Consider the following 20,259-nt stretch of genomic DNA (forward strand, 5'->3'; position numbering starts at 1 on the left):
TTCAAGCTTCCGGTCGTACGCCGGCTGCCCTTCCTCGTTCGGAGAGCCTTCCGTGTCCATACGCCTGCTTCCCCCAGGTCCTTTTGGCCGGCGCGCCGCGCTGACGGTCCTCCTGGCCGCTGTCCTGTCCGTCCCCGTTCCGCTCACCCCGCTGGCAGCCGCCGCCGAACTGCCCGGCCGTCCCGACGTGCCTGATGTCAGGCCGACCCTGGTGAAGGAGGTGACGTCACCGCTGGCTGGGAAAGCGCGTACCGAGAGGGCCGAGCAGAAGAAGGCCAACCAGCGCTCGATCGCGTCGGCGGACGCCGAACGCCGTGCCTCCTGGCCGAAGCCGTCCGTCACCGAGGGCGAGCTGACGAGCGCTCCGGGGCAGGACGCCGGACCTGTGAGCGTCACCGCGGTGAAGCCCGACACCTCCTCACGCCAGTCACGCGAGCGCGCGGCGGGCGAAGTGAAGATCACGGTACTGGACCAGAAGACAGCCCGCCGCGCCGGTGTGACAGGCGTGCTGTTCACGGTCGAAGCCGAGCGGGCGGGGGCCGCCCAGGTCGCTGTCGACTACAGCGCCTTCGCCTCCGCCATCGGCGGGAACTGGGGCTCGCGCCTGGGGCTCGTCACCCTTCCGGCCTGCGCGCTGACGACCCCGGACGAAGAGCGGTGCCGCACCACTGAGATCGAGACCTCTTCGGACAACGACGTCCGGGCCGAGACGGTCACCGCGCGCACCACCGTGGCCGCGGGGGCGGACAGCACCCCGACGGTCATGGCGCTCACGGCCACCTCGGCAACCGCCTCCCCGGCCGGCGCCGGAGACTTCAAGGCGACCCCGCTCTCGGCATCCGCCACCTGGCAGGCAGGCAGCTCGTCGGGCGCGTTCACCTGGTCGTACCCGATCGCCACCCCACCGGCCGTGGCGGGCCCGGCGCCCTCGCTGGCCCTGTCCTACGACTCCGGGAGCATCGACGGGCGTACCGCCAACACGAACAACCAGTCCTCCATGGTGGGGGAGGGCTTCGATCTCACGTCCTCGTACATCGAGCGCACGTACGGATCGTGCGAGGACGACGGACAGACCGACAAGTCCGACCTGTGCTGGAAGTTCGACAACGCCTCCCTCGTGCTGAACGGCAAGGCCACCGAGCTGGTGAAGGACGACAGCACCGGCGTGTGGCGCCTCAAGGACGACGACGCCTCGAAGGTCGTCCGCCGTACGGACGCGGACAACGGTGACGCGAACGGCGAGTACTGGCAGCTGACCACCGGCGACGGCACCACCTACACCTTCGGCCTCAACAAGCTTCCCGGCGCGGGGGCCGAGCGCACCCACTCGGCGTGGACGGTTCCTGTCTTCGGAGACGACAGCGGAGAGCCCGGCTACAGCAAGGACACCCAGTTCAAGGGCCGCGCCGAAACCCAGGCATGGCGCTGGAACCTGGACCTGGTCCAGGACGTCCACGGCAACGCCTCCACCTACTGGTACACCGCGGAGGACAACCACTACGCGAAGAACGGCGACAAGACCGCACTCGCCCCCTACACCCGCGGCGGCCACCTGAAGGAGATCCTCTACGGCCTGCGCGCGGACACTCTGTTCACCGCCCCGGCATCCAACAAGGTCGCCTTCACCTACAAGGAGCGCTGTTTCACCAACTGCTCCTCCCTCACCGCCGACACCGCCGACAACTGGCCGGACATCCCCTTCGACAGCATCTGCTCGGCCGGCAAGACCGACTGCCAGTCGACCGGACCGTCGTTCTTCACCCGCAAGCGGCTCTCCAGCGTCGACACCTTCTTCTGGTCCCGCGCCGCGGAGCCCGATGCCTTCGAAGCGGTGGACACCTACACCCTGGACCAGGCGTTCTTCGACGGCCAGGACATCGGCAACAGCTCGGACCAGGTCCTCACCCTCACGTCGCTGACCCGAACGGGCAAGAACGGCACGGCACTCTCCGTGCCCCCGATCGACTTCACCTACCAGCAGCGCCCCAACCGGGTCGACTCCCCGACCGACGACATCCTGCCTCTCACCCGGCCCAGGATCGCCTCCGTCACCAGCGAAACCGGTGCGATCACCTCCGTCACCTTCTCCTCACCGGAGTGCGTGCGCGGCAGCAACATGCCGACGGCCGAGGACAGCAACAACCTGTCCTGCTACCCCGTCCACTGGCCCATCAACGGCGGTGACCCCGGCCTGGACTGGTTCCACAAATACCGCGTCACGTCCATCACCACGAACGACCCTGCCGCGGGGAACCCCGGCACGCAACTCTCCTACGAGTACTCCACTCCGGGCTGGCACTACAACGACGACCCGTTCACCAAGGAAAGCCAGCGCACCTGGTCCATCTGGCGCGGCTACCAGAAGGTGACCACCTACACCGGAGACGCCGGGAGCACCCGGTCCAAGTCGGTCAGCCTGTACATGCAGGGCATGAACGGGGACAAACGCAAGGACGGCACGACACGCACCGCGGTCGTCAAGGGCATCGACCTGAGCAACGACTCCACGACCACCACCGATGACCTGGACATCGCCGACGTGGACGACCTGGAGCGCTACGCCGGCCAACTGCGTCAGCAGATCACCTACAACGGCGCCTCCACGGCGATCACCACCACCGTCAACAACCACTGGTCGCACCAGACCGCCAGCCAGCAGAAGTCGTACGCCGACACCAGGGCCTATTTCGTCAGAACAGCCCGCACCTACAACCACACCTATCTGACGGCCGAGAAGAAGTGGCGCACCACCGCCACCTCCTACACACACGACACCGCCTACGGCATGACCACCCGGGTCGAGGACCACGGCAACTGGGCCACCACCGGCGACGAGACGTGCACCCGGACCTGGTACGCGCGCAACCCCGACAAGGGACTCACCAGCCTGGTGTCGCGAAATCGCGCCGTGTCCAAACCCTGCGCGAACACGGACGACACACTCACGCTGCCCACCGACTCGGACAGCCGCGGTGACGTCCTGTCCGACAGCGCCGTCGTCTTCGACAGTCCCGCGGCCACCGGCTGGGCACCCGACCAGGTCCCCACACTGGGCCTGGCCACCTGGACCGGCCGCGCCAAGGCGTACCCCGCCGCCTCGGGAACGTCCGACCGCAACCCTGCCCCCGGCACCGGCTGGCAGACGGTGAACACCACCACCTACGACACCGCGACCGCCAGACTCGGGCGCCCCCTGACCGTCACCGACGCCCAGGGCCGCAGCACCACGACCACGTACTACCCGGCCGCCGCCGGGCCGCTCACCACGGAAGTCGTGAAGGCACCGAAGCTCGCGTCCAACAACCAGACGCACCAGACGACCACCGGCTACAACGCGGCTCGCGGCACCGTCAGCTACGTGCTCGACGCCAACGTCAAGCGCACCGAGCACACCTACGACGCCCTGGGCCGCATCACGGCCACCTGGCTGCCCAACCGTTCCAAGTCCGGCGGCGCCGGCCCGAACGCCACATTCGGCTACGGCCTCACCCGCGACAAGGCTCCCTGGACCTCGGTGGCCACCCTCAAGGCCGACGGGACGAACTACTCCACGATCTACTCCCTGTACGACGCACAACTGCGCCCGATCCAGGTGCAGGCCCCGTCCCCCCTGGGCGGACGCACCCTCACCGAGACGCGCTACGACAGCCGTGGCCTCGCCCACCGGACCCAGACGGACGTCTACGACAACCTCAAGCCCCCCAGCGGCACCTACGCCTTCGTTCCCGGCGGCAGCGGCGCGGAGACCGAGACCCAGTACGACGGTGCCGGCCGCCGGACCACGACCGCCTTCTTCGTCGGCGGTGTGAAGAAGTGGGAAACCACCGCCACCCACACAGGCGACTCGACAGCGACCAGCGCCCCCGCGGGCGGCAACGCGACACGCACCATCCTCGACCACCTCGGCCGCACGACGGAAACCCGCACCTACGCCGGGACCCAGCCGAACGACACCGCGTACGGCGCTGCCACCAGCACGCCGTACACCCGGGTCGGCTACACCCACACACGCGACGGCAAACCGCAGACGATCACCGGCCCCGACAACACCAAGTGGACCTACACCTACGACCTGCACGGCCGTCAAGTGAAGACCGTCGACCCCGACAAGGGAACGACCACCACCACCTACACCGCCCTCGACCAGGTCGACACCACGAGGGACGCCGAGAACCGCGTTCTCCTCACCTCCTATGACGAACTCGGCCGCAGGACTGGTCTGTGGCACACCTCCCGCACCGACGCGAACCAGCTCAGTGCCTGGACCTACGACACCCTCCTGAAGGGCCGGCCCGGCGCGTCGATCCGGTACGAGAACGGCAAGACGGGCAAGAGCTACACGAAGACGGTCACGGCCTACGACGACCTGTACCGCCCCACCACCACGAGCCTGGCCCTGCCGTCCGACGACCCCCTGGTCACCTCGGGCGCGGTCACCGCCACCACCGCCTTCGAGACCGCCTACCGACTCGACGGCACGGTGGCCACCACCAGGGAGCCCGCCGCCGCCGGCCTCGCCTCCGAACTGCTCACCCACCGCTACAACAGCGCGGGGGTCCAGACCGAACTCTCCGGCACCTCGGGATACCTCCTCGCCACCGACTACACGGCTCTCGGACAGGTGGCCCAGCTCCAACTCGGCACCTCGACCGCCGACGGCACCAAACGCGTCTTCCTCACCAACGCCTATGAGAGCGGCACCCGCCGCCTCCTCAACGCCTCGGTCGACGACCAGACGAGAGGTCCGGTCCAGGACCTCACCTACACCTACGACGACGCCGGCAATGTCACCGCGATCTCCGACAGCGCGAACACCGGCACGGGCACCGACAACCAGTGCTTCACGTACGACGGCCACCGTCGACTGAACGAAGCCTGGACGCCGAAGACCGCCGACTGCTCCCCCGCAGGACGCACCACCACCAACCTCGGCGGCCCAGCGCCCTACTGGAACAGCTACACGTACACCGCCTCCGGCCAGCGCAAGACCGAACGCCAGAACAAGACCACTCCGGTCACCACCACCTACTGCTACGACGCCGCCAAGCCGCACGCCCTGACCGCGACCACGACCACCGGGAACTGCACCGGCGTCACACCGCAGTACACCTACGACGACACGGGCAACACCGAGAAGCGCGTCGAGCAGACCGGCTCCGCCACCACCCAGACACTCGGCTGGAGCAAAGAGAGCCAGCTGGCCCGCCTGACCGATGACGCGTCCGCCACCTCCACGAACTACGTCTACGACGCGGACGGCGAACTCCTCATCCGCCGCGACAACGCCCCCGGCGGCGAGACGGTCCTGTACCTCGGGTCCACCGAGGTCCATCTCAAGACCGGAAAGAAGTGGGCCAACCGGTACTACAGCGCGGCCGGTTCCACCATCGCCCTGCGGACCAACGAGTCCGGAACGCAGAAGCTGAGCTTCCTCTCCTCCGACCGCCACGGCACGAGCAACGTCGCCCTCACCGCCGATGCCACCCAGGCCCTGAGCAAGCGCTACACCACCCCCTTCGGCGCCAACCGCGGCCAGGTGACCGGCGTATGGCCGGACGACAAGGGCTTCCTCGGCATGTCAGCCGACGCGAGCACCGGACTGACGCACATCGGGGCCCGCGAATACGACCCGTCCACCGGCCAGTTCATCAGCGTCGACCCCGTGCTTCAGCTCGAATTCCCCCAGACACTCAACGGCTACTCCTACGGAATGCAGAACCCGGCCACCTTCTCCGACCCGGACGGCCGGAAGCTCCAGTGCGGGAGCGGATACGACATCCCCTGCCCGAGGAACGACCCCAACGGCGACGGCGTGACGAATCCCGGCCTGCCGAACACCAATCTCAGAGAGAGAACCGTCACCTGGAAGGACGAGGGCCCTCAGAACTCGGACGCCAACGGCGACGGCTACGTCACCCTGCTGCCGGGCGTACACATCCCCGCCGAGTGGTCCGGTACCGCGCAGTTCGCGCAGCATTTCTATGCGCAGTTGGAAGGAAGCTCGTACTACGGACTCGATTTGCATGTCAACCACCCCGAATCACCTGTCGTCCAGAACAATGTGAAGAAGGCGCTGCTTGACGCGTGCAACGCCACTGACTGCCCGTCGGAGAAGAAGTTCTTCTACGACTTCTTCGCCTCGAATGTGGTGGCCGGAGTAAGTGTTACAGGGGTAGGAGGACGCGGCGGCCTCGGGAAACTGCCGACCCCCAGAGGGAAGAAGCCCACTTGCGGTCAGTGCTTCCTCGCGGGCACGGATGTGCTCATGGCCGACGGCGACACGAAGGACATAGAAGACGTCCGAGTCGGCGACATGGTCCTCGCAACGGACCCGGAGACCGGCAAGACAGGCCCACACGAGGTCACACGCCTCATCCGTACCGACGAGGACAAGAAGTTCAACGAACTGTCCATCGTGACCGATGACGGTGTCGAGCAACTCACGGCGACCTACGAGCACCCCTTCTGGTCGCCCTCGGAGAAGCGATGGGTCGAGGCCCATCAACTCGGGTCGGGCATGACCCTACGTACCGACGATGCCGACACGGCATTCGTCACGGCCAACCGAGCCTTCACCCAGCGTGCGGTCACCTACAACCTGACGGTTGCGGGGGTGCACACGTACTATGTGCTGGCGGGGGCCACGCCGATCCTCGTTCACAACTGCGATGGCAGCGTCGATTGGGTCAACGAGAACGCAAATATGAGTTCCGCAGCGCGGGCTTATGATGCCGGGGCGGCGGGTTCCAGGGCTGGCGCGGCCCCGGCGTTGCAGTACTACAAGGCTGGCGGGAATCGCCTGTCTCAGATCAAATTCGATGGGTTTGATGCGGCCAACGGCGTGATGATCGACCGAAAGGTGAGCGTCACAACCTTCAACAAGACATACCGACAAGCCATGAATCAATCTCTGGCGCTTGAGCAGAACGGCTACAGCGGCCGGTGGGAAGTCCCCACTGCGGCTGAGGCCGCGCGGGCTCGAAAAGTCCTCGGCGGCCTCCTGATCACCAACATTCGAGTGAGGGTCGTGCCCTGATGGATGTCAACAAGATCCTGGTTCGCGCATTCGTAAGCCTCGTCGTCTCGATCGACTTGACGGACGACGAAGATATTGATCCGGATGTCGCGACGGACATTCTCGAACCTGCTGCCGCCCTGTTTCGTGATCTCTCGGAAGAGGGGCGTCGGGAAGTTACTTCCCTGGTTCTTGAGTGCGCCGAACTGGAAGAGAACCCGGAGCGCAGGAGGGTAATTCTGGGGCTTCCGGAAGCCATTGGTCTTCTCGATGAAGACTGATCAGCGGGAAGTGAGGCGTAACCTCTTCGCTCGATCCCGCAACCGTCACACTGGTTATCAGTAGCAAAGTTGAAGCCCCGTCAGGCGTGTCCTGGCGGGGCTTCTGCGTGGGGTGACGGCAGTAGTTGACGGCAACGTCAGCGGACGAGGGCGACGCAGGGCGACGGTTCATCGCCGTCGGCGTTGCCTGTCCCGGTGTTCGTCGGGCCGTCGAGCGCGCTGCAGAGGGCGTCGATAGCGTCTCGCTGGAGGCGGAGCCTCACGTGGGCGTAGACGGTGGCGGTGACGCCGATGTGGGCGTGGCCGAGGAGCTCCTTGATCACGACGAGGTCGATGCCCTGCACGGTGGTGCACATGTGCCCATGAAGCAGCCATATCGGGGCTTCGGCTCGGTGTTGCGGCTCGTGGTGCTTCGGTGAGTGGACCTAGCGGGTGGGGAATGGCGATGCGGGGTTCGACGTCGGGCTGAGTGTCTCCCCGTGGGCCGGCCGGCGCGACCTCGACCAACTGCGCGAACCGGGACGCCACGAAGCGTGTGCTGAACTCCGTCAAGGTGCTGCCGCCATCACTCGGCCCGTCGTCTCGGGAGCCTCTCGGGTGAACTCGTCGAAGCGGCAGGCAAGGTGATGGGGGCCTGGTGTTGAGGGGGCTCTGTCCGCTCACCCGCCCGGGGCGGAGGTTGTGTCAGGTGATCAGGGGGGCGGGCGGGTGGCGAAACGGGGTTGTCCTGTGCACTTCTTCCTTGGGCACAGGGCGGTAGCGCCGGGGCGTTCAGCCTGGGGTCAGGCGGTGGTGATCTCCACCGCGAGGTCGTTGTCGACCGTGTAGTAGGGGCGGGCCGTCAGGGCGCCCAGGGGGGTGGACGGGTAGACGAAGACCTTCTTGCGGTCGGCGATGTCGTCCAGGAGGCGGGCCGTGCGGATCAGGGGCGCGTCTGTGGACGGGCGGACGAACACGTCCCATACGCCGGGGGCTTCCAGGAGGTCCTGGTAGGCGGCGGTGAAGGAGAAGGTGTGGGTGTCCTGGGCGGTCAGCTCCGTCTCCCGTACCGTGCCGTCCTTTCCGCGGCGGCGCAGCAGTGCCACGGCCCCGGCGTCCAGTTCGGCGCCGTAGAGCCTGCCCTGTACGGTCATCGCGGTGTCGGTCACCTGGACGCGGTCGGCTTCCGCGTGGGCCGGGCGCAGCCAGGTGCGCAGGGCGAGGTAGCCGTCGAGCGTGGCGTAGGGGATCCGGACCGCGAGCGGTGACGGGGAGGTGCCGGGGGTGCGGCCCGCCACGAGGGTGCGCAGGTCGCGGACGCCGGGCAGGAGCCGTTGGCGGGCGTCGTCGTCGGCCGTGGTCAGGAGGTAGGCGTCCCAGCGGCCCTCCTCCAGGGCGGGATCGGCCGCGACGGTGGTCTGCCAGTGGCCGGGGGTGGCGGCGGCCGGCTCCAGGTCGAACACGAGTCTGGTCTGTTCGGGGCGGCCCTTCGGGGGGCGCAGCCGCAGGAGGAGGCGGGGCGGGGTGGTGGCGGTCGTGGTGGGGGTGGCGATCCGCACGCTGATGGCGCCGTCGCCCTCCGCCGTGCAGTGGGCGCGCGGGCGCGAGATGTCGGACTGCGGTGCGCTCGCGTCGCGGTCGGGGCTGCTCATCGCTTCGCCTTCCGTACGGTCCTGAGGAGGGTGCTGGCGGCGGAGTAGGCGGCGTCGCGGGCCGCGTAGCCGCCGGCCACAAGAGCGCCGTCGATGCCGCTGGTCCGCTCGGCGGCCGGGCGGCCCTCGGCGCGTGCCGAGGCCAGCGCGCCGAAGAGTTCCTCGGCCTGGGCGACGATCGGGCCGGGGCCGTAGCGGGCGGAGTTGCTCAGTGCCGTGCGGCCCATCCGGCGGCGGGCCTCGTCGTCCCGTACGAGGTCGAGCAGGGCGGCGGAGAGGGCCGCGCGGTCGCCGACGGGCACCAGCCTGCCGTCCTCGCCGTCCGCGATGATCTCGGCCGGGCCGTGGGGGCAGTCGGTGCTGACGACGGGGAGGCCGCAGCGCATCGCCTCGACGATCGTCATGCCGAAGGGCTCGAAGTTCGACGTCGCCGCGGCGATCGACGCCTTCGCCCACTCCGCCTCCATCGGGATGGCGGCGCCCATGAGGAACACGTTGTTGTACAGGCCGAGTTCCTCGATGAGCCCTCTGAGCCGGTCGTGTTCCTCGCCCTTGCCGTAGATCCGCAGCTGCCAGTCGGGGCGTTCGGCCGCGACCGCCGCGAACGCCTCGATGAGCAGGTCGTACCGCTTCACCGGGACCAGTCGGCCGGCGGCCACCACCACGCGGGCCGTTCCGTCCGAGGGCGGCAGCGAGGGGTCGGGGACGCTGTTGGGCAGCGCCTCCACGCGGACGCCCGGCAGCCGCATCTTCCTGCGGTACGCGGCGGCGTCGGCGTGGGTGACGGTGGTCAGGGCGTCCAGGCGCGGGTACAGGCGGCGCAGCACCCGGCGCAGTCTGGGCGGGTGGTTGTCGAGGGTGAGGTGTTCCTGGCCCACCCGTACGGTCCTGGCGGGTGCCTGGAGCGCGATGTGCACATTGAGGCCCGGCCGCGTCCCCACCACGACATCGGCGTCCGTCCGCGCGAGGAACTCCCCGATCCGCTGGTCGGTCAGGGCGCTGTACTGCCCGTAGCGGTACTCGTACGTGGGGAACACCTTCGCCGGTGTCAGGTGCAGCGGGTGTTCCCGCTCGTGGCGCAGGTCCACCAGTGGACGCAGCCGTACGCGGGGGTGCGTGGGGACGTTCGGGCTCTCTCGGTGCCTGAGTGCCGAGACGATTTCCACCTCATGCCGTTCGGCCAGCGCGCCGGCCAGGTTGTTCGTGGTGGTGATGGTCCCTCCGATCCCGTAGGCGTTGTGGATGAGGAAAGAAATCTTCATAGGGATGAAGACAGCTCTGCCCACCGAGGCGTTGCCTTCGTTACGCGGTCTTGAGGCAACCGCGTCTGTCCCGTATCCGTCCGTGGGTCAGGGCGTGCTCGGCAGGGCGTGTGCGAGGAGGGTCTCGGCCGCCTTCCGCGCGTGCCGGCCGTAGTCCGCCTCGTCCAGCACCATGGCGCGGCTGGCCGCCCCGTCCGCGAGGGTGACGAGTTGTTCGGCGAGTGCCTCGGGTTCCGCGCAGCCCAGTTCTGTCACCAGCGCGGTGACCAGGTGCGCCATCCGCAGTTTCTGGTCGCGGGCGTAGGAGTGGACCGCGCTCGCGGGGTCGGGGAACTCCGCCGCGGCGTCGATGAACGGGCACCCGCGTACCGGTGCGGGGGCGTCCGGCGCGGTCGGGTCGAACATGCCGAGGAGCCGTTCCAGCGGCGGGACGTCCTCGCGGGTCAGCGCGCTCTCCAGCGTGGCCCCCGACGAGGCGAGGTGCTGGAGGTGGGCGATCACCAGGTCGTTCTTGGTGCGGAAGTGTGCGTAGAGCGTGCGCTTGGACACCGGTGCCGCCTCCGCGACCTGCTCCATGCCGGTCGCGTTGATCCCCTGGGTCGCGAACAGCCGGGCGGCGGCGGCCAGGATGCGCTCCCGGCCACCACGCCCCCGCAGCGGAGGGGTGGCCTTCGTCCGGGGTGTCTCCGCCTTCGCGCTCATGCGTCGAGTATACGGACCCGGTACACGGGCGCGTTTACCTGAGGGAGGGTGACTGCTAGGGTCCGCTCATGTAAACGGATTCGTTTACATTGTCCGCCGTCGAGGAGTGATCCATGAGCCTGCCGTTCCCCTCCGAGCCGAGTGACTACGCCGAGAAGCTGATCCGCGGTCGGCACGCCACCCGCGCGTTCCTTCCGGAGGCCGTGCCCGAGGACACGATGCGCGCGATCTTCTCGCTGGCCGGCACGGCGCCGTCCAACTCCAACGCCCAGCCGTGGCGGGTGGAGGTGGTGAGCGGCGCCCGGCTCGGGCGCCTGGCGGACGCCTTGCAGGCCGCCCATGCCGCGGACCGCACCTCGGCCGACTTCCCGTACTCCGAGGCCATGTACACCCGCACCCACCAGGCACGCCGGGCCGCGTTCGGCACCCGGCTGTACGGGGCGCTGGACATCGGCCCCGACGACCACGCGGCACGGGCGGCCTACGACGCCCGCAGCCTGCGCTTCTACGACGCGCCGCACGCCGCGTTCCTGTTCGTCACCGGGGACGGCGGGCCGCGGCCGGCCGCCGACGTCGGCGCCTACCTGCAGACCCTGCTGCTCGCGATGGCCGCGTACGGGGTGGCGAGTTGCCCGCAGGGGCTGCTGAGCTTCTACGCCGACACCGTCCGCGCCGAACTCCCCTTCACCGAGGGCCGGTTGCTCGTCGGCATCTCCTTCGGTCACGCCGACGGGACCGCGCCGGTGAACCATGTCATGACCGAGCGGGCCGCGCTGGAGGAGGTCGTCACCTTCCACCAGTAGGGTCCCTACCGGCCCGGGTCAGAGTGAGTGGCGGCGCTTCCCGCGTTCCGTGGTCCTGGAGTACGGGTGTTCCACGCGGGGGGTATGCGCTTCCCTGGCCTCCGCAGTGTCGCGGTTCGGGTTCTCGTAGCCTGCGGGGCGCATCGCGGCCACGCTCGACATCGCGGCGCGTCCGGGGACGGCGACGGGGGTGTGCGGGGCGCCGGGGCTCACGGGGCGGTGGACGGGGAGAGGCGGGTAGTAGGTGCCGGCGTCCTGCGGGAGGAGTTTCGTCGTGTAGTAGGACAGTGCCTGCACCAGGGCGCCCGCGCCGCCCAGCGCCGGGCTGAGCACACCGGCGCTGGAAGCGCCGTACACGGCGGCACCGGCGATATTGATCACGCCGCTGCCGACCTTGTAGTAGTTGGGCTTCGGATGGATGTGGTCGGGGTCCCAGTGGATCCGCAGATGGCGCTGGGCTTCGTCGATGACCTGCTTCAGCCCCACCACCCCGTTGATCGCGACCCCAGCTCCGTACACCCTGAGGTCCTTCCCGATGGTGCCGACTCCCTGGAGGGCGAGGGGCAGTCCCTCCAGGCTGGCCTCGATGAACCGCTGGCCGTAAGAACTTCGCTGCATCATGCTCCGCCGGTGTAAGGGGTGGGATCCGGTGAGACCGGGTGGATCCGGTGGGGTCCGGTGGGACCGGTGAGACCGGGTGGGATCCGGTGGGGTCCGGTGGGACCGGTGAGACCGGGTGGGATCCGGTGGGGTCCGGTGGGGTCCGGTGGGATCCGCTGTCACTTGCTCGTGGAGGGACACGGAGAACCCGCCGGTCCCGGCCGACCTCTTGATGCGTCCCATGCGCCCCGCGCCGGTTTCTTGACGCTTTCCCCTGCTCCGGGTTGACCTCAAGTCGGGTCGAGGCAGCAGGCTGGGGTCATGAACAGCCGCCCCACCGACCACCGACCCGACCGCTGGTCCGGCCATCTCCTCGACCTCGACGCCTATCTGGCCCGGATCGGGTACGACGGGCCGCGCGCGTCCACCCTCGCGGTGCTGCGCGACCTCCAGCGCGCCCACACCACCGGCATCCCCTTCGAGAACGTCCACGCCGTCCTCGGCCGGCCCCTGCCGCTGGACCTGCCGTCCCTGCAGACCCGCCTCGTCCACGACGGACGCGGCGGCTACTGCTTCGAGCACGTCCTCCTCTTCGCCGCCGCCCTCGAACGCCTCGGCTTCCACGTCACCGGCATGATCGGCCGGATCAGTCTGGGCGCGCCGGACGTACTGCCCGCCACGCACGCCCTGCTCGCCGTGGTCGCCGGTGACGACGACCGCGTATGGCTGTGCGATGTCGGCTACGGCGCCGGACCGATGGGGCCGATCGAACTGGCGGACGGGGCCCAGATCGAGCACGACGGCTGGCGGCACCGGCTGGAACGCCGTCCCGGCACCCACGGCATCGACCAGTGGTGGCTGTACCAGAACGCTCCCGGCACGGTCGGCACCGATCGGGGTTCGGGGCAGGGCGCCGGGCAGGGCTCGGCCTTGGACTCCGGGCAGGGCGCCGGGCAGGGCTCGGAACAAGGCTCCGGGCAGGGCGTGCGCCCGTGGGTCGACCGCCACACCTTCACCCTGACGGCCCAGTACCCGATCGACTACGTGGTCGGCAGTCACTTTGTAAGCAGCCACCCGCGCTCCCCGTTCGTGCGTCGGCTCTTCGCCCAGCGCATGACCCCCACGGCCCATCACAGCCTCGACGACCTCACGCGCTCGTCACCACCCGTCCCGACGGCACGCGCACCACCGAGCACCTGAGTTCCGAGGATCTGGACAAGACCCTGCGCGGTGTGTTCGGGATCGCCCTCACCGACGAGGAACTCCAGGAGATCACCGCCCGCCGCTCCCCCGCCGAGCGCTGACACCGCGCCGGGTGCCGCCGACGGACGCGGTGGCCGAAGCACGCGCAGAACCGCCCGGAGGGCCGGCACCGGTCGCCGGGCCGGCCCTCCGGGCAGTGGTTCTCCCGCGTTATTTGACGGCTGTACGGGCCGCCTGGAAGAGCAGGTCCGTGACGATGTCGGGGTGGGACATCATCGCGACGTGCGAGGAGTCGACCTCGACGGCGTGCGACTTGGCCCGCTTGGCCTCGAAGCGCTCCAGGTCGGGAGCGATGGCCTTGTCGTTCTTGGAGATGACGAACCACGAGGGGATCGTCTTCCACGCCGCGGCGGTCGCGTTCTGGGCGAACCCGGCCTGGGCCACCGGACGCTGCTCGACCGCCATCACCCGGGTCTGCGACCTGGGGAGGTCCGCGGCGAACACCGAGTGGAACTTGTCGTTCTTGATGTACAGGTCGGTGCCCTTGCCGCTGCCGTCGGCGTACGGGACCGGCCGGATCGCCGGACCGAGTTCACTGCCGGTGAACTTCGTGGACAGCGCGGCCGGGTTCTCGCCCACGTCCGGCATGAACGCGGCCACGTACACCAGGGCCTTCACGTTCGGGTTCCCGGCGGCGGCCTGGCTGATCACCGCGCCCCCGTAGGAGTGCCCGGCCAGCACGATCGGCCCCTTGATCGACTTGAGGACGCTGGCGACATAGGCGGAGTCGCTGAGGACCCCGCGCAGCGGGTTCGGCGGGGCGACCACCGGATAGCCCTGGGCCTGGAGGCGTTCGACGACGGCGTTCCAGCCGGACGCGTCCGCGAACGCCCCGTGCACGAGTACGACGGTCGGCTTCGCCTTCTGGCCCGACGGGTCGGGGTTGTCCGCCCCCGAGGGGTCGCCGCCCGCCATGGCGGGACCGGTGACGGCGACGGCCACCGCCGCCGTCAGCGCCAACGAGACCGCGCCCACGCGTCCGAGGCGGCGGCGTATCGGGCCAGGATTTCGGGATGACACAGCCATGGGGGAGCTCATTTCCGGAGAAGGGAGGCTGTCGCCTCCGAGCCTTCACCGCAGAACGGCACCTCCGCCTTCCCAGACGGGCGGGAGAGTGAATGGCCCTCATGGGTGTGTACCGCGCGACCCCGGCGGGAGTCATGGCGCGCTCCGGGCGCTTGTGGTGGCGGGGGAATGAGTGAGACTTGGAGACAGGGGGTCACCCCACGACAGGAGTCACCATGATCATCATCGGCCTTGTTCTCCTGATCATCGGCCTCGTGGCCGGAATCGGCGTGCTGTGGACCATCGGGATCGTGCTGGTCGGGATCGGTGTGGTGCTGTGGGCGCTGGGAGCGCTCGGTCACGCGGTCGGCGGACGCCGCCACTACTGGTAGCCGACAGCCGTATCTGCTGGTGGTCATCGGGCCGCTGGTGGCCCCTACCGGTAGCCGGTCGGACGGCCCAAGCAGAACGGTTTCGCTGGTGAATCTTCGATTCGGGTGATGCGCGTGTGCCGTCCGAGACGGTGCCCTCGGCATATGCATCACCCATGGACGATCCCAGCACGCTCTTCCCCTCCGCGGTCCCCTCACGGCGTTCTCGGCGAGGTGGTGACGAACCGGACCCGGCTCAGGAGGGCGGCGGCGTGCCGCTGGCGACAGAGCGGGCGCACGCGTGCGCGCAGTCCGATGAGCGCCTGGTCGACATGGACGGAGTCCAGTTGCCCCCGGCCCAAGAGGGCCTCGGCGAGGGCGGCCCGGGTGAGGGCGGTGGCTCGGCGGCGGTCGGGGGCGCGGTGGGCGACCGCGTCACGTAACGACGTCAGTCCCTGGAAGGAGTCCCGAGTGCAGGCAGGGCCTGGGCGCTCTGGTACTCGTACCCCTCCAGGGGACAGGCGGTGAAGGGGCCGGACCCGCCCGAGGCGTGCTCGTGGTACCGGTGGGCTCCCGTGAGGTCGCCGAGGGCCGCCTTCCGCTCGCCGTCCACCAGGCTCCGGGCGGGACGGTGGTGCCCCGGGCGCGGGGCCTGGACGCGCTTGCCGCGCAGGGTGATCGCGCAGGTGGACCTGCTGGCGCCGGCGTGGGCGAGGCTGAGCGAGGCACGGTAGCGGTCGACGTTGGCTGCGCCGTTCCGTTCGGAGAGGTCGGTGAAGACCAGCGTCATGGGGCGCGCCTTCTCCACGTCCGCCTCGGTGACCCGGCAGTCGTCCGTCACCTGGCCGTCGTCCGTCACCCGGAAGGCGGGTGGCGGCGGAAGGCCGGTCCAGGCGAGCCGGTCCAGGGAGGTCAGGGAAGAGACCGGCTGGGAGCGCACCGGCTGGAGCAGGGTGGCTCCGCGGACCGGGCCGGTCAGCCGCCCCATGAGGTCCCGCTCGCCGGGCCGGAGCGGCGGGGGCGCGGGCCGGGCCGGGCCGGGGCCGAGTGGACCAGCCCGGTGTCCTGGGCCGTGATCACCCGTCCGGTCCGCGCGCTGAGGACGGCGGCGACCCAGGTCGGGCACGGGCGGGCGCGGCCGGGATCCGGCCGGCCGGTGCGACCGTCGAGGCTGAGCCGGGTTCAGGGGATCGGCATGTACCGCTGCGGCTCCAGGGAGTTGCCCGGGGGGATCCTGCCGCAGTCGGACGGCGGGGTCCTGCCCGCGAACCGGTCGTCCAGCCAGCCGAGCGCCGCCGGTGCCCAGGGTGCGATGGCGCCGGCATGGCTGAGCAGGTCGTACTGCCGGTACGTGATGGATCGGTTGCCGTCGGCGCAGTACTGGCGGGCGAGGGTGCGGACGTCCCCGGCGACCATGACGCCGTCGCCCGTGCCGATGCCGGGGTGATGGCTGAACGTGCCCTCCAGGACGCCGCCGTTGCCCTGTGCGATGAATCCGGGGACGGTCGGGGTGGGGGCCTGGCCGAGGTTGAGCCGGTTGACCGCCTCGACGTACTCGGGCACGGAGTTGGGGTCGGCGTACTGCGGCTTGGCGAGCTTCTTCCAGGTCAGGCCCGGGTACTGGGCCAAGGCGTTGATGATCGAGGCGTGTTCGAGCCGGTCGAGGACCTTCCGGCCGTAGTCGTTCATGTAGCGCTTGAGGTCGATGTCGTAGGCGCGGGAGGCCCCGATCAGCGCCATGGGGATGACACCGGACCAGACCAGGCTGCCGTCGACGTACTTGAGGTTGTGGGCCGGGGCGACGAGGAGTCCGCCCTCGGCGAAGCCCACCAGCCGGCGGTTGACCTCGGGGGCGTAGCGGGGCGCGCGTACGGCGGCCCAGTGGGTGGCGATCGCGCCGCCGGAGTAGCCGAGCAGGGCGAACCGGGTCCCGGAGTCCATACCGGTCGCCGGGGAGCGGGTGGCGGCCCGGATCGAGTCGAGGGTGGTGGCGCCGTACTCCGGCCCCGCCGCGAAGTCGGCCGTCTGTCCCTCGGTGTCCGGGATGACGACGTCGTAGCCCTTGAGCAGCAGCGGCACCAGGACGACGGACTCGGCGTTCGGGATGAGGCCGCCGAGGCGGACCTCGCCCGCGATCGCCCGGGAGGGGGCGTCCTCCGGGTTGAGGGAGTCGTAGGCCGACTGGTACGAGACCGCCTTGCGGCCGTCGCCGCCCGGGGCCCGGACCACCGAGGTCACTCCGGCGGCCGGACGGCCCTGTGCGTCGGTGGTGCGGTACAGCAGTTGGATCGCCTCGACCGGCGTCGGGACACCTACGACGTGGTACAGCACCGTCCGCGTCTTGAGCGCCTCGCCCGGGGCGAAGGAGGACAGGGGCTCGCCGCCGTCGTAGGTGTAGAAGGGGTCCGGGGGCGCCGGGGGCGCCGGGGGCGCCGGGGGCGCCGGGGTCTCGGCCGCCGACGCGGTTGTCGCCGAGGCCGCCGACGGTACCGACTGTGCCGTCGATGGGGTGGGGGTGGGGCTGGCGGCGGCTGCGGGGGCCGCGGTGGTGGCCAGCGCGGTGATCAGTACGGCGGCCAGCCGCCTGGTGGGGGTCCTCTGGTGCATGACTGCCTCGGCTCCGTGAGTCGATCACAGGGGAGAAACACGCGTTACCTCGGGTAACAGAGAGCGCAAGTTACCAGGAGGTAAGGGCCTTGCCCAGACATTGGGCCAACGATTCCGTGCGCCGGCCGGGGCGGGCCGGGCACCCCTCGGGCACTCCGAGGGATGCCCGGCGCCTACCGCCCTCCCCCGGCCCCGCTCAGCAGCCGCACGCCGAGGGCGGTGAGGACGGCCGCCGCCAGCGCGTACACCGGGAGCCAGAGGGTGGTCGTGGCGGCGAGGCAGTCGTCCACGGCGTGGACGCTCCGGTCGTCCTGGGCATACGTCAGCGCGGCGCCGTCCCGGCCGGCGAGCCCGCCCAGCGCGGCCTCGGTCTGGAGCGCGGCGTACCTGCCCAGGTGGGCGCAGGCGGTGCGGGTGCCGGGCATCGGGAAGAACCAGGCCCAGCGCTGTATGGCCGGGGCCACGGCCAGGGCCGCGCACAGGCCGACGACCAGCGAGTACACCGTCAGGCCCCGCACGTACGCCCCTCTCGCGCCGGGCGCGGGGGAAGAGGCGGCGGGGACAGCGGCGACAGGGGGAGAGACGGGGCCCGGAGGCGGCCCGGGCGGGTGGGTGAAGGCGAAGACCACCGCGAGCAGGGTGACTCCGAGATAGGTGGAGAACCACTGCCACGAGCCGGAGGACAGCGCGAACGCCAGCACACCGGCGAGCGCGGTGCCCAGCACCCCGGCCCGACCGGCGGCCCCGGGATCCGCCCCCGGGTCCACCCCGGCGCTCCCGGCTCCCCGGACACCCGCCCGGCCACGGCCGTCCATGCGCCCTCCGGAACCTTCGACCCTGCGGAGCCCTCAGTCTCGGCCCGCCCTCCTCCCCCGCCCCGGCACCATGCCGTCCCGGCCCCTCCCGTCGCCCGGTCGGATGCCCCGGTGCAGGGCGACTTGACTCTGACATCGATGTGAGAGTTTACGTTCGTCCAGGCCGCCCGCTCCGGACGCGCGGTGGCCGGAAAGCGGCTGCGAGCCGGGACGGCAGAGGACCGAAGGGGGAACTCTCGTGACCATCGAGAGCGCGCCGCCGCGCGCGGGACGGCGGGAATGGTGGGGGCTGGCGGTACTGACGCTGCCCACCGCCGTACTGGCGATGGACATGACCGTGCTGCATCTCGCCGCACCCACCATCAGCGGCGATCTCTCCCTGACCGGCGGCGAACTGCTGTGGGTCCTGGACATCTACGGCTTTCTGATCGCCGGTTTCCTGGTCTCGATGGGCACCCTCGGCGACCGGACGGGACGCCGTCGGCTGCTGCTGATCGGCGCCGCCGCGTTCGCCGTCGTCTCGGTGTTCGCGGCGTACGCCCAGAGCGCCGAGACGCTGATCCTGGCGCGGGCGCTGCTGGGGGTGGCCGGGGCGACGCTCATGCCCTCCGCGCTCGCCCTGATCGCCACGATGTTCGCGGTCCCCGCCCAGCGCACCTTCGCCGTCGCCGTCTGGATGACCGCCTTCATCACCGGTGAGGCCCTCGGTCCGCTGATCGGCGGCATGCTGCTGGAGTTCTTCTGGTGGGGTTCGGTCTTCCTCATCGCCGTACCGGTCATGGCGCTACTGCTGCTCACCGGTCCCCGGCTGCTGCCCGAACACCGCGCGGCCCAGCGGTCGGTGGGGCGGTTCGACTTCATCAGCGCCGCGCTGTCCCTGGTGGCGGTGCTCTCCCTCGTCTACGCCGTCAAGCTGGTGTCGGAGCACGGGCCGGGTCCGGGGCCGCTGGGCTTCGCGCTGGTCGGCGTGGCCGTCGGCGCGGTCTTCGTACGGCGTCAGAAGCGGCTGGCCGAACCGCTCGTGGACCTCGGTCTGTTCCGCGTCCCCGCCTTCAGCGCCGCGCTGAGCACCCAGACCCTCGCGGTGTTCGGCCTCGCCGGCACCCAGCTCCTGCTCATGCAGTACCTCCAGTCGGCGCACGGCCTCTCCCCGCTCCACGCGGGCCTGTGGACCCTGCCCGCCGTCGCCCTCGGGATCGGCGGCACGTTGCTCACCCCGCGTCTGGCGTCCCGGGCCCGGCCGGCCATGGTGGTCGGCTCCGGTCTGACCCTGGCGGCCGTCGGCGCGGCCCTCATCGTGCCCGCCGGCGCCGGGGCGCAGACCGGGCCGGCCTGGGCGATCGGCGGCTTCACCCTCCTCTACACCGGCATCACACCGATCCTCGCCCTGACCACCGACCTCGTGGTCGACTCCGCCCCCTCCGAACGCGCCGGAGCGGCCTCGGCCCTCGCCGAGAGCAGCGCCGAACTGGGGCTCTCCCTCGGGATGGCGCTCCTCGGCAGCCTCGGACTCGCCGTGTACCGGTGGCAGTTGTCCGACCATGCCCCCGACGGCGTCGGCGACAGTGCCCTCGATGAGGCTCGCAGCAGCATCGGCGGCGCCCTGCGCGCCGCCGAGGAGTTGCCGGAACCGGTCGCCTCCGGACTGCTCGCCGCGGCCCGGGAGGCGTTCACGAGCGGGCTCGCGACCGTCGCCGGAGTCACCGCCGTCCTGCTCCTCGGCACCGCCGCCCTGGCCGTGTTCATGTTGCGCGACGTCTCGTCCGCCGACCGCGGCGAGGCGGCGGAGGACGAGGAGGAGAAGCGGGAGCGGGAGCGGGAGCGGGAGCGGGAGCGGGAGCGGGAGCGGGAGCGGGAGCGGGAGCGGGAGCGGGAGCGGGAGCGGGAGCGGGAGCGGGAGCGGG

16 protein-coding genes are annotated in these 20,259 nt (G+C 70.3%); 7 read left to right on the top strand and 9 right to left on the bottom strand.

Annotation, left to right across the window (positions count from 1 at the left end):
• The first annotated feature begins 52 nt into the window (after window positions 1-52).
• Both ACIQNG_RS05625 and ACIQNG_RS05630 read left to right on the top strand, forming a co-directional pair.
• Window positions 53-7,036: a polymorphic toxin-type HINT domain-containing protein gene (locus tag ACIQNG_RS05625; protein WP_401482734.1), complete on the top strand. Its 6,984-nt coding sequence runs from the start codon at window positions 53-55 to the stop codon at window positions 7,034-7,036.
• The gene (locus ACIQNG_RS05630) at window positions 7,036-7,296 is read left to right on the top strand and encodes a hypothetical protein (protein ID WP_401482735.1); all 261 of its coding nucleotides are present in this window, start codon (window positions 7,036-7,038) and stop codon (window positions 7,294-7,296) included. The genes ACIQNG_RS05625 and ACIQNG_RS05630 overlap by 1 nt, the downstream gene beginning before the upstream one ends.
• A gap of 137 nt (window positions 7,297-7,433) precedes the next feature.
• On the opposite strand, the gene ACIQNG_RS05635 is transcribed toward ACIQNG_RS05630, so the two are convergent.
• The 4 genes from ACIQNG_RS05635 to ACIQNG_RS05650 form a co-directional block, all read right to left on the bottom strand.
• Window positions 7,434-7,652: a hypothetical protein gene (locus tag ACIQNG_RS05635; protein ID WP_401482736.1), complete on the bottom strand. Its 219-nt coding sequence runs from the start codon at window positions 7,650-7,652 to the stop codon at window positions 7,434-7,436.
• A 426-nt stretch (window positions 7,653-8,078) separates the two neighbouring features.
• Window positions 8,079-8,927, bottom strand: a complete 849-nt coding sequence (locus ACIQNG_RS05640) for a hypothetical protein (RefSeq protein WP_401482737.1) — start codon at window positions 8,925-8,927, stop codon at window positions 8,079-8,081.
• Complete coding sequence (locus tag ACIQNG_RS05645) at window positions 8,924-10,189, bottom strand: glycosyltransferase family 4 protein (protein ID WP_401482738.1); 1,266 nt, start codon at window positions 10,187-10,189, stop codon at window positions 8,924-8,926. Before ACIQNG_RS05645 ends, ACIQNG_RS05640 begins: the two co-directional genes overlap by 4 nt.
• 87 nt (window positions 10,190-10,276) lie before the next feature.
• Window positions 10,277-10,891 carry a TetR/AcrR family transcriptional regulator gene (locus ACIQNG_RS05650; RefSeq protein ID WP_401482740.1) on the bottom strand — a complete coding sequence of 205 codons (615 nt, stop codon included), beginning with the start codon at window positions 10,889-10,891 and terminating at the stop codon, window positions 10,277-10,279.
• Between the two features lie 113 nt (window positions 10,892-11,004).
• Between ACIQNG_RS05650 and ACIQNG_RS05655 the strand changes: the two genes are divergently transcribed.
• The gene (locus tag ACIQNG_RS05655) at window positions 11,005-11,694 is read left to right on the top strand and encodes a nitroreductase (RefSeq protein WP_401482741.1); all 690 of its coding nucleotides are present in this window, start codon (window positions 11,005-11,007) and stop codon (window positions 11,692-11,694) included.
• An 18-nt stretch (window positions 11,695-11,712) separates the two neighbouring features.
• Here the strand turns inward: ACIQNG_RS05655 and ACIQNG_RS05660 are convergent, their stop codons facing one another.
• Entirely contained in the window at window positions 11,713-12,315 is a 603-nt protein-coding gene (locus ACIQNG_RS05660) for a hypothetical protein (protein ID WP_401482742.1), read from the bottom strand.
• Window positions 12,316-12,615: 300 nt separating this feature from the next.
• Between ACIQNG_RS05660 and ACIQNG_RS05665 the strand changes: the two genes are divergently transcribed.
• Window positions 12,616-13,494 (top strand): arylamine N-acetyltransferase, encoded by an 879-nt coding sequence (locus ACIQNG_RS05665; RefSeq protein ID WP_401482743.1) that lies wholly within the window; start codon window positions 12,616-12,618, stop codon window positions 13,492-13,494.
• A 213-nt stretch (window positions 13,495-13,707) separates the two neighbouring features.
• Here ACIQNG_RS05665 and ACIQNG_RS05670 read toward each other — a convergent pair whose 3' ends face one another.
• A complete protein-coding gene (locus ACIQNG_RS05670) occupies window positions 13,708-14,583 on the bottom strand; it encodes an alpha/beta hydrolase (protein WP_401432884.1) in 876 nt (291 codons plus the stop codon).
• Between the two features lie 215 nt (window positions 14,584-14,798).
• Between ACIQNG_RS05670 and ACIQNG_RS05675 the strand changes: the two genes are divergently transcribed.
• Together ACIQNG_RS05675 and ACIQNG_RS05680 are read left to right on the top strand one after the other, a co-directional pair.
• Entirely contained in the window at window positions 14,799-14,954 is a 156-nt protein-coding gene (locus ACIQNG_RS05675) for a hypothetical protein (protein ID WP_401432887.1), read from the top strand.
• A gap of 251 nt (window positions 14,955-15,205) precedes the next feature.
• Window positions 15,206-15,376, top strand: coding sequence for a hypothetical protein (locus ACIQNG_RS05680; protein ID WP_401482744.1), 171 nt, complete (start codon window positions 15,206-15,208; stop codon window positions 15,374-15,376).
• Window positions 15,377-15,381: 5 nt separating this feature from the next.
• Here the strand turns inward: ACIQNG_RS05680 and ACIQNG_RS05685 are convergent, their stop codons facing one another.
• The 3 genes from ACIQNG_RS05685 to ACIQNG_RS05695 form a co-directional block, all read right to left on the bottom strand.
• Complete coding sequence (locus tag ACIQNG_RS05685; RefSeq protein WP_401482745.1) at window positions 15,382-15,921, bottom strand: hypothetical protein; 540 nt, start codon at window positions 15,919-15,921, stop codon at window positions 15,382-15,384.
• A 194-nt stretch (window positions 15,922-16,115) separates the two neighbouring features.
• A complete protein-coding gene (locus ACIQNG_RS05690) occupies window positions 16,116-17,540 on the bottom strand; it encodes a lipase family protein (RefSeq protein WP_401482746.1) in 1,425 nt (474 codons plus the stop codon).
• Window positions 17,541-17,713: 173 nt separating this feature from the next.
• Window positions 17,714-18,355 (bottom strand): hypothetical protein, encoded by a 642-nt coding sequence (locus ACIQNG_RS05695; protein ID WP_401482747.1) that lies wholly within the window; start codon window positions 18,353-18,355, stop codon window positions 17,714-17,716.
• A gap of 238 nt (window positions 18,356-18,593) precedes the next feature.
• Here ACIQNG_RS05695 and ACIQNG_RS05700 point away from each other — a divergent pair.
• Window positions 18,594-20,259: MFS transporter (locus ACIQNG_RS05700; RefSeq protein ID WP_401482748.1), on the top strand; the 1,666-nt coding region annotated here is incomplete at its 3' end.

The sequence above is a fragment of the Streptomyces sp. NPDC091377 genome, from assembly GCF_044757045.1.
Classification (GTDB): Bacteria; Actinomycetota; Actinomycetes; order Streptomycetales; family Streptomycetaceae; genus Streptomyces.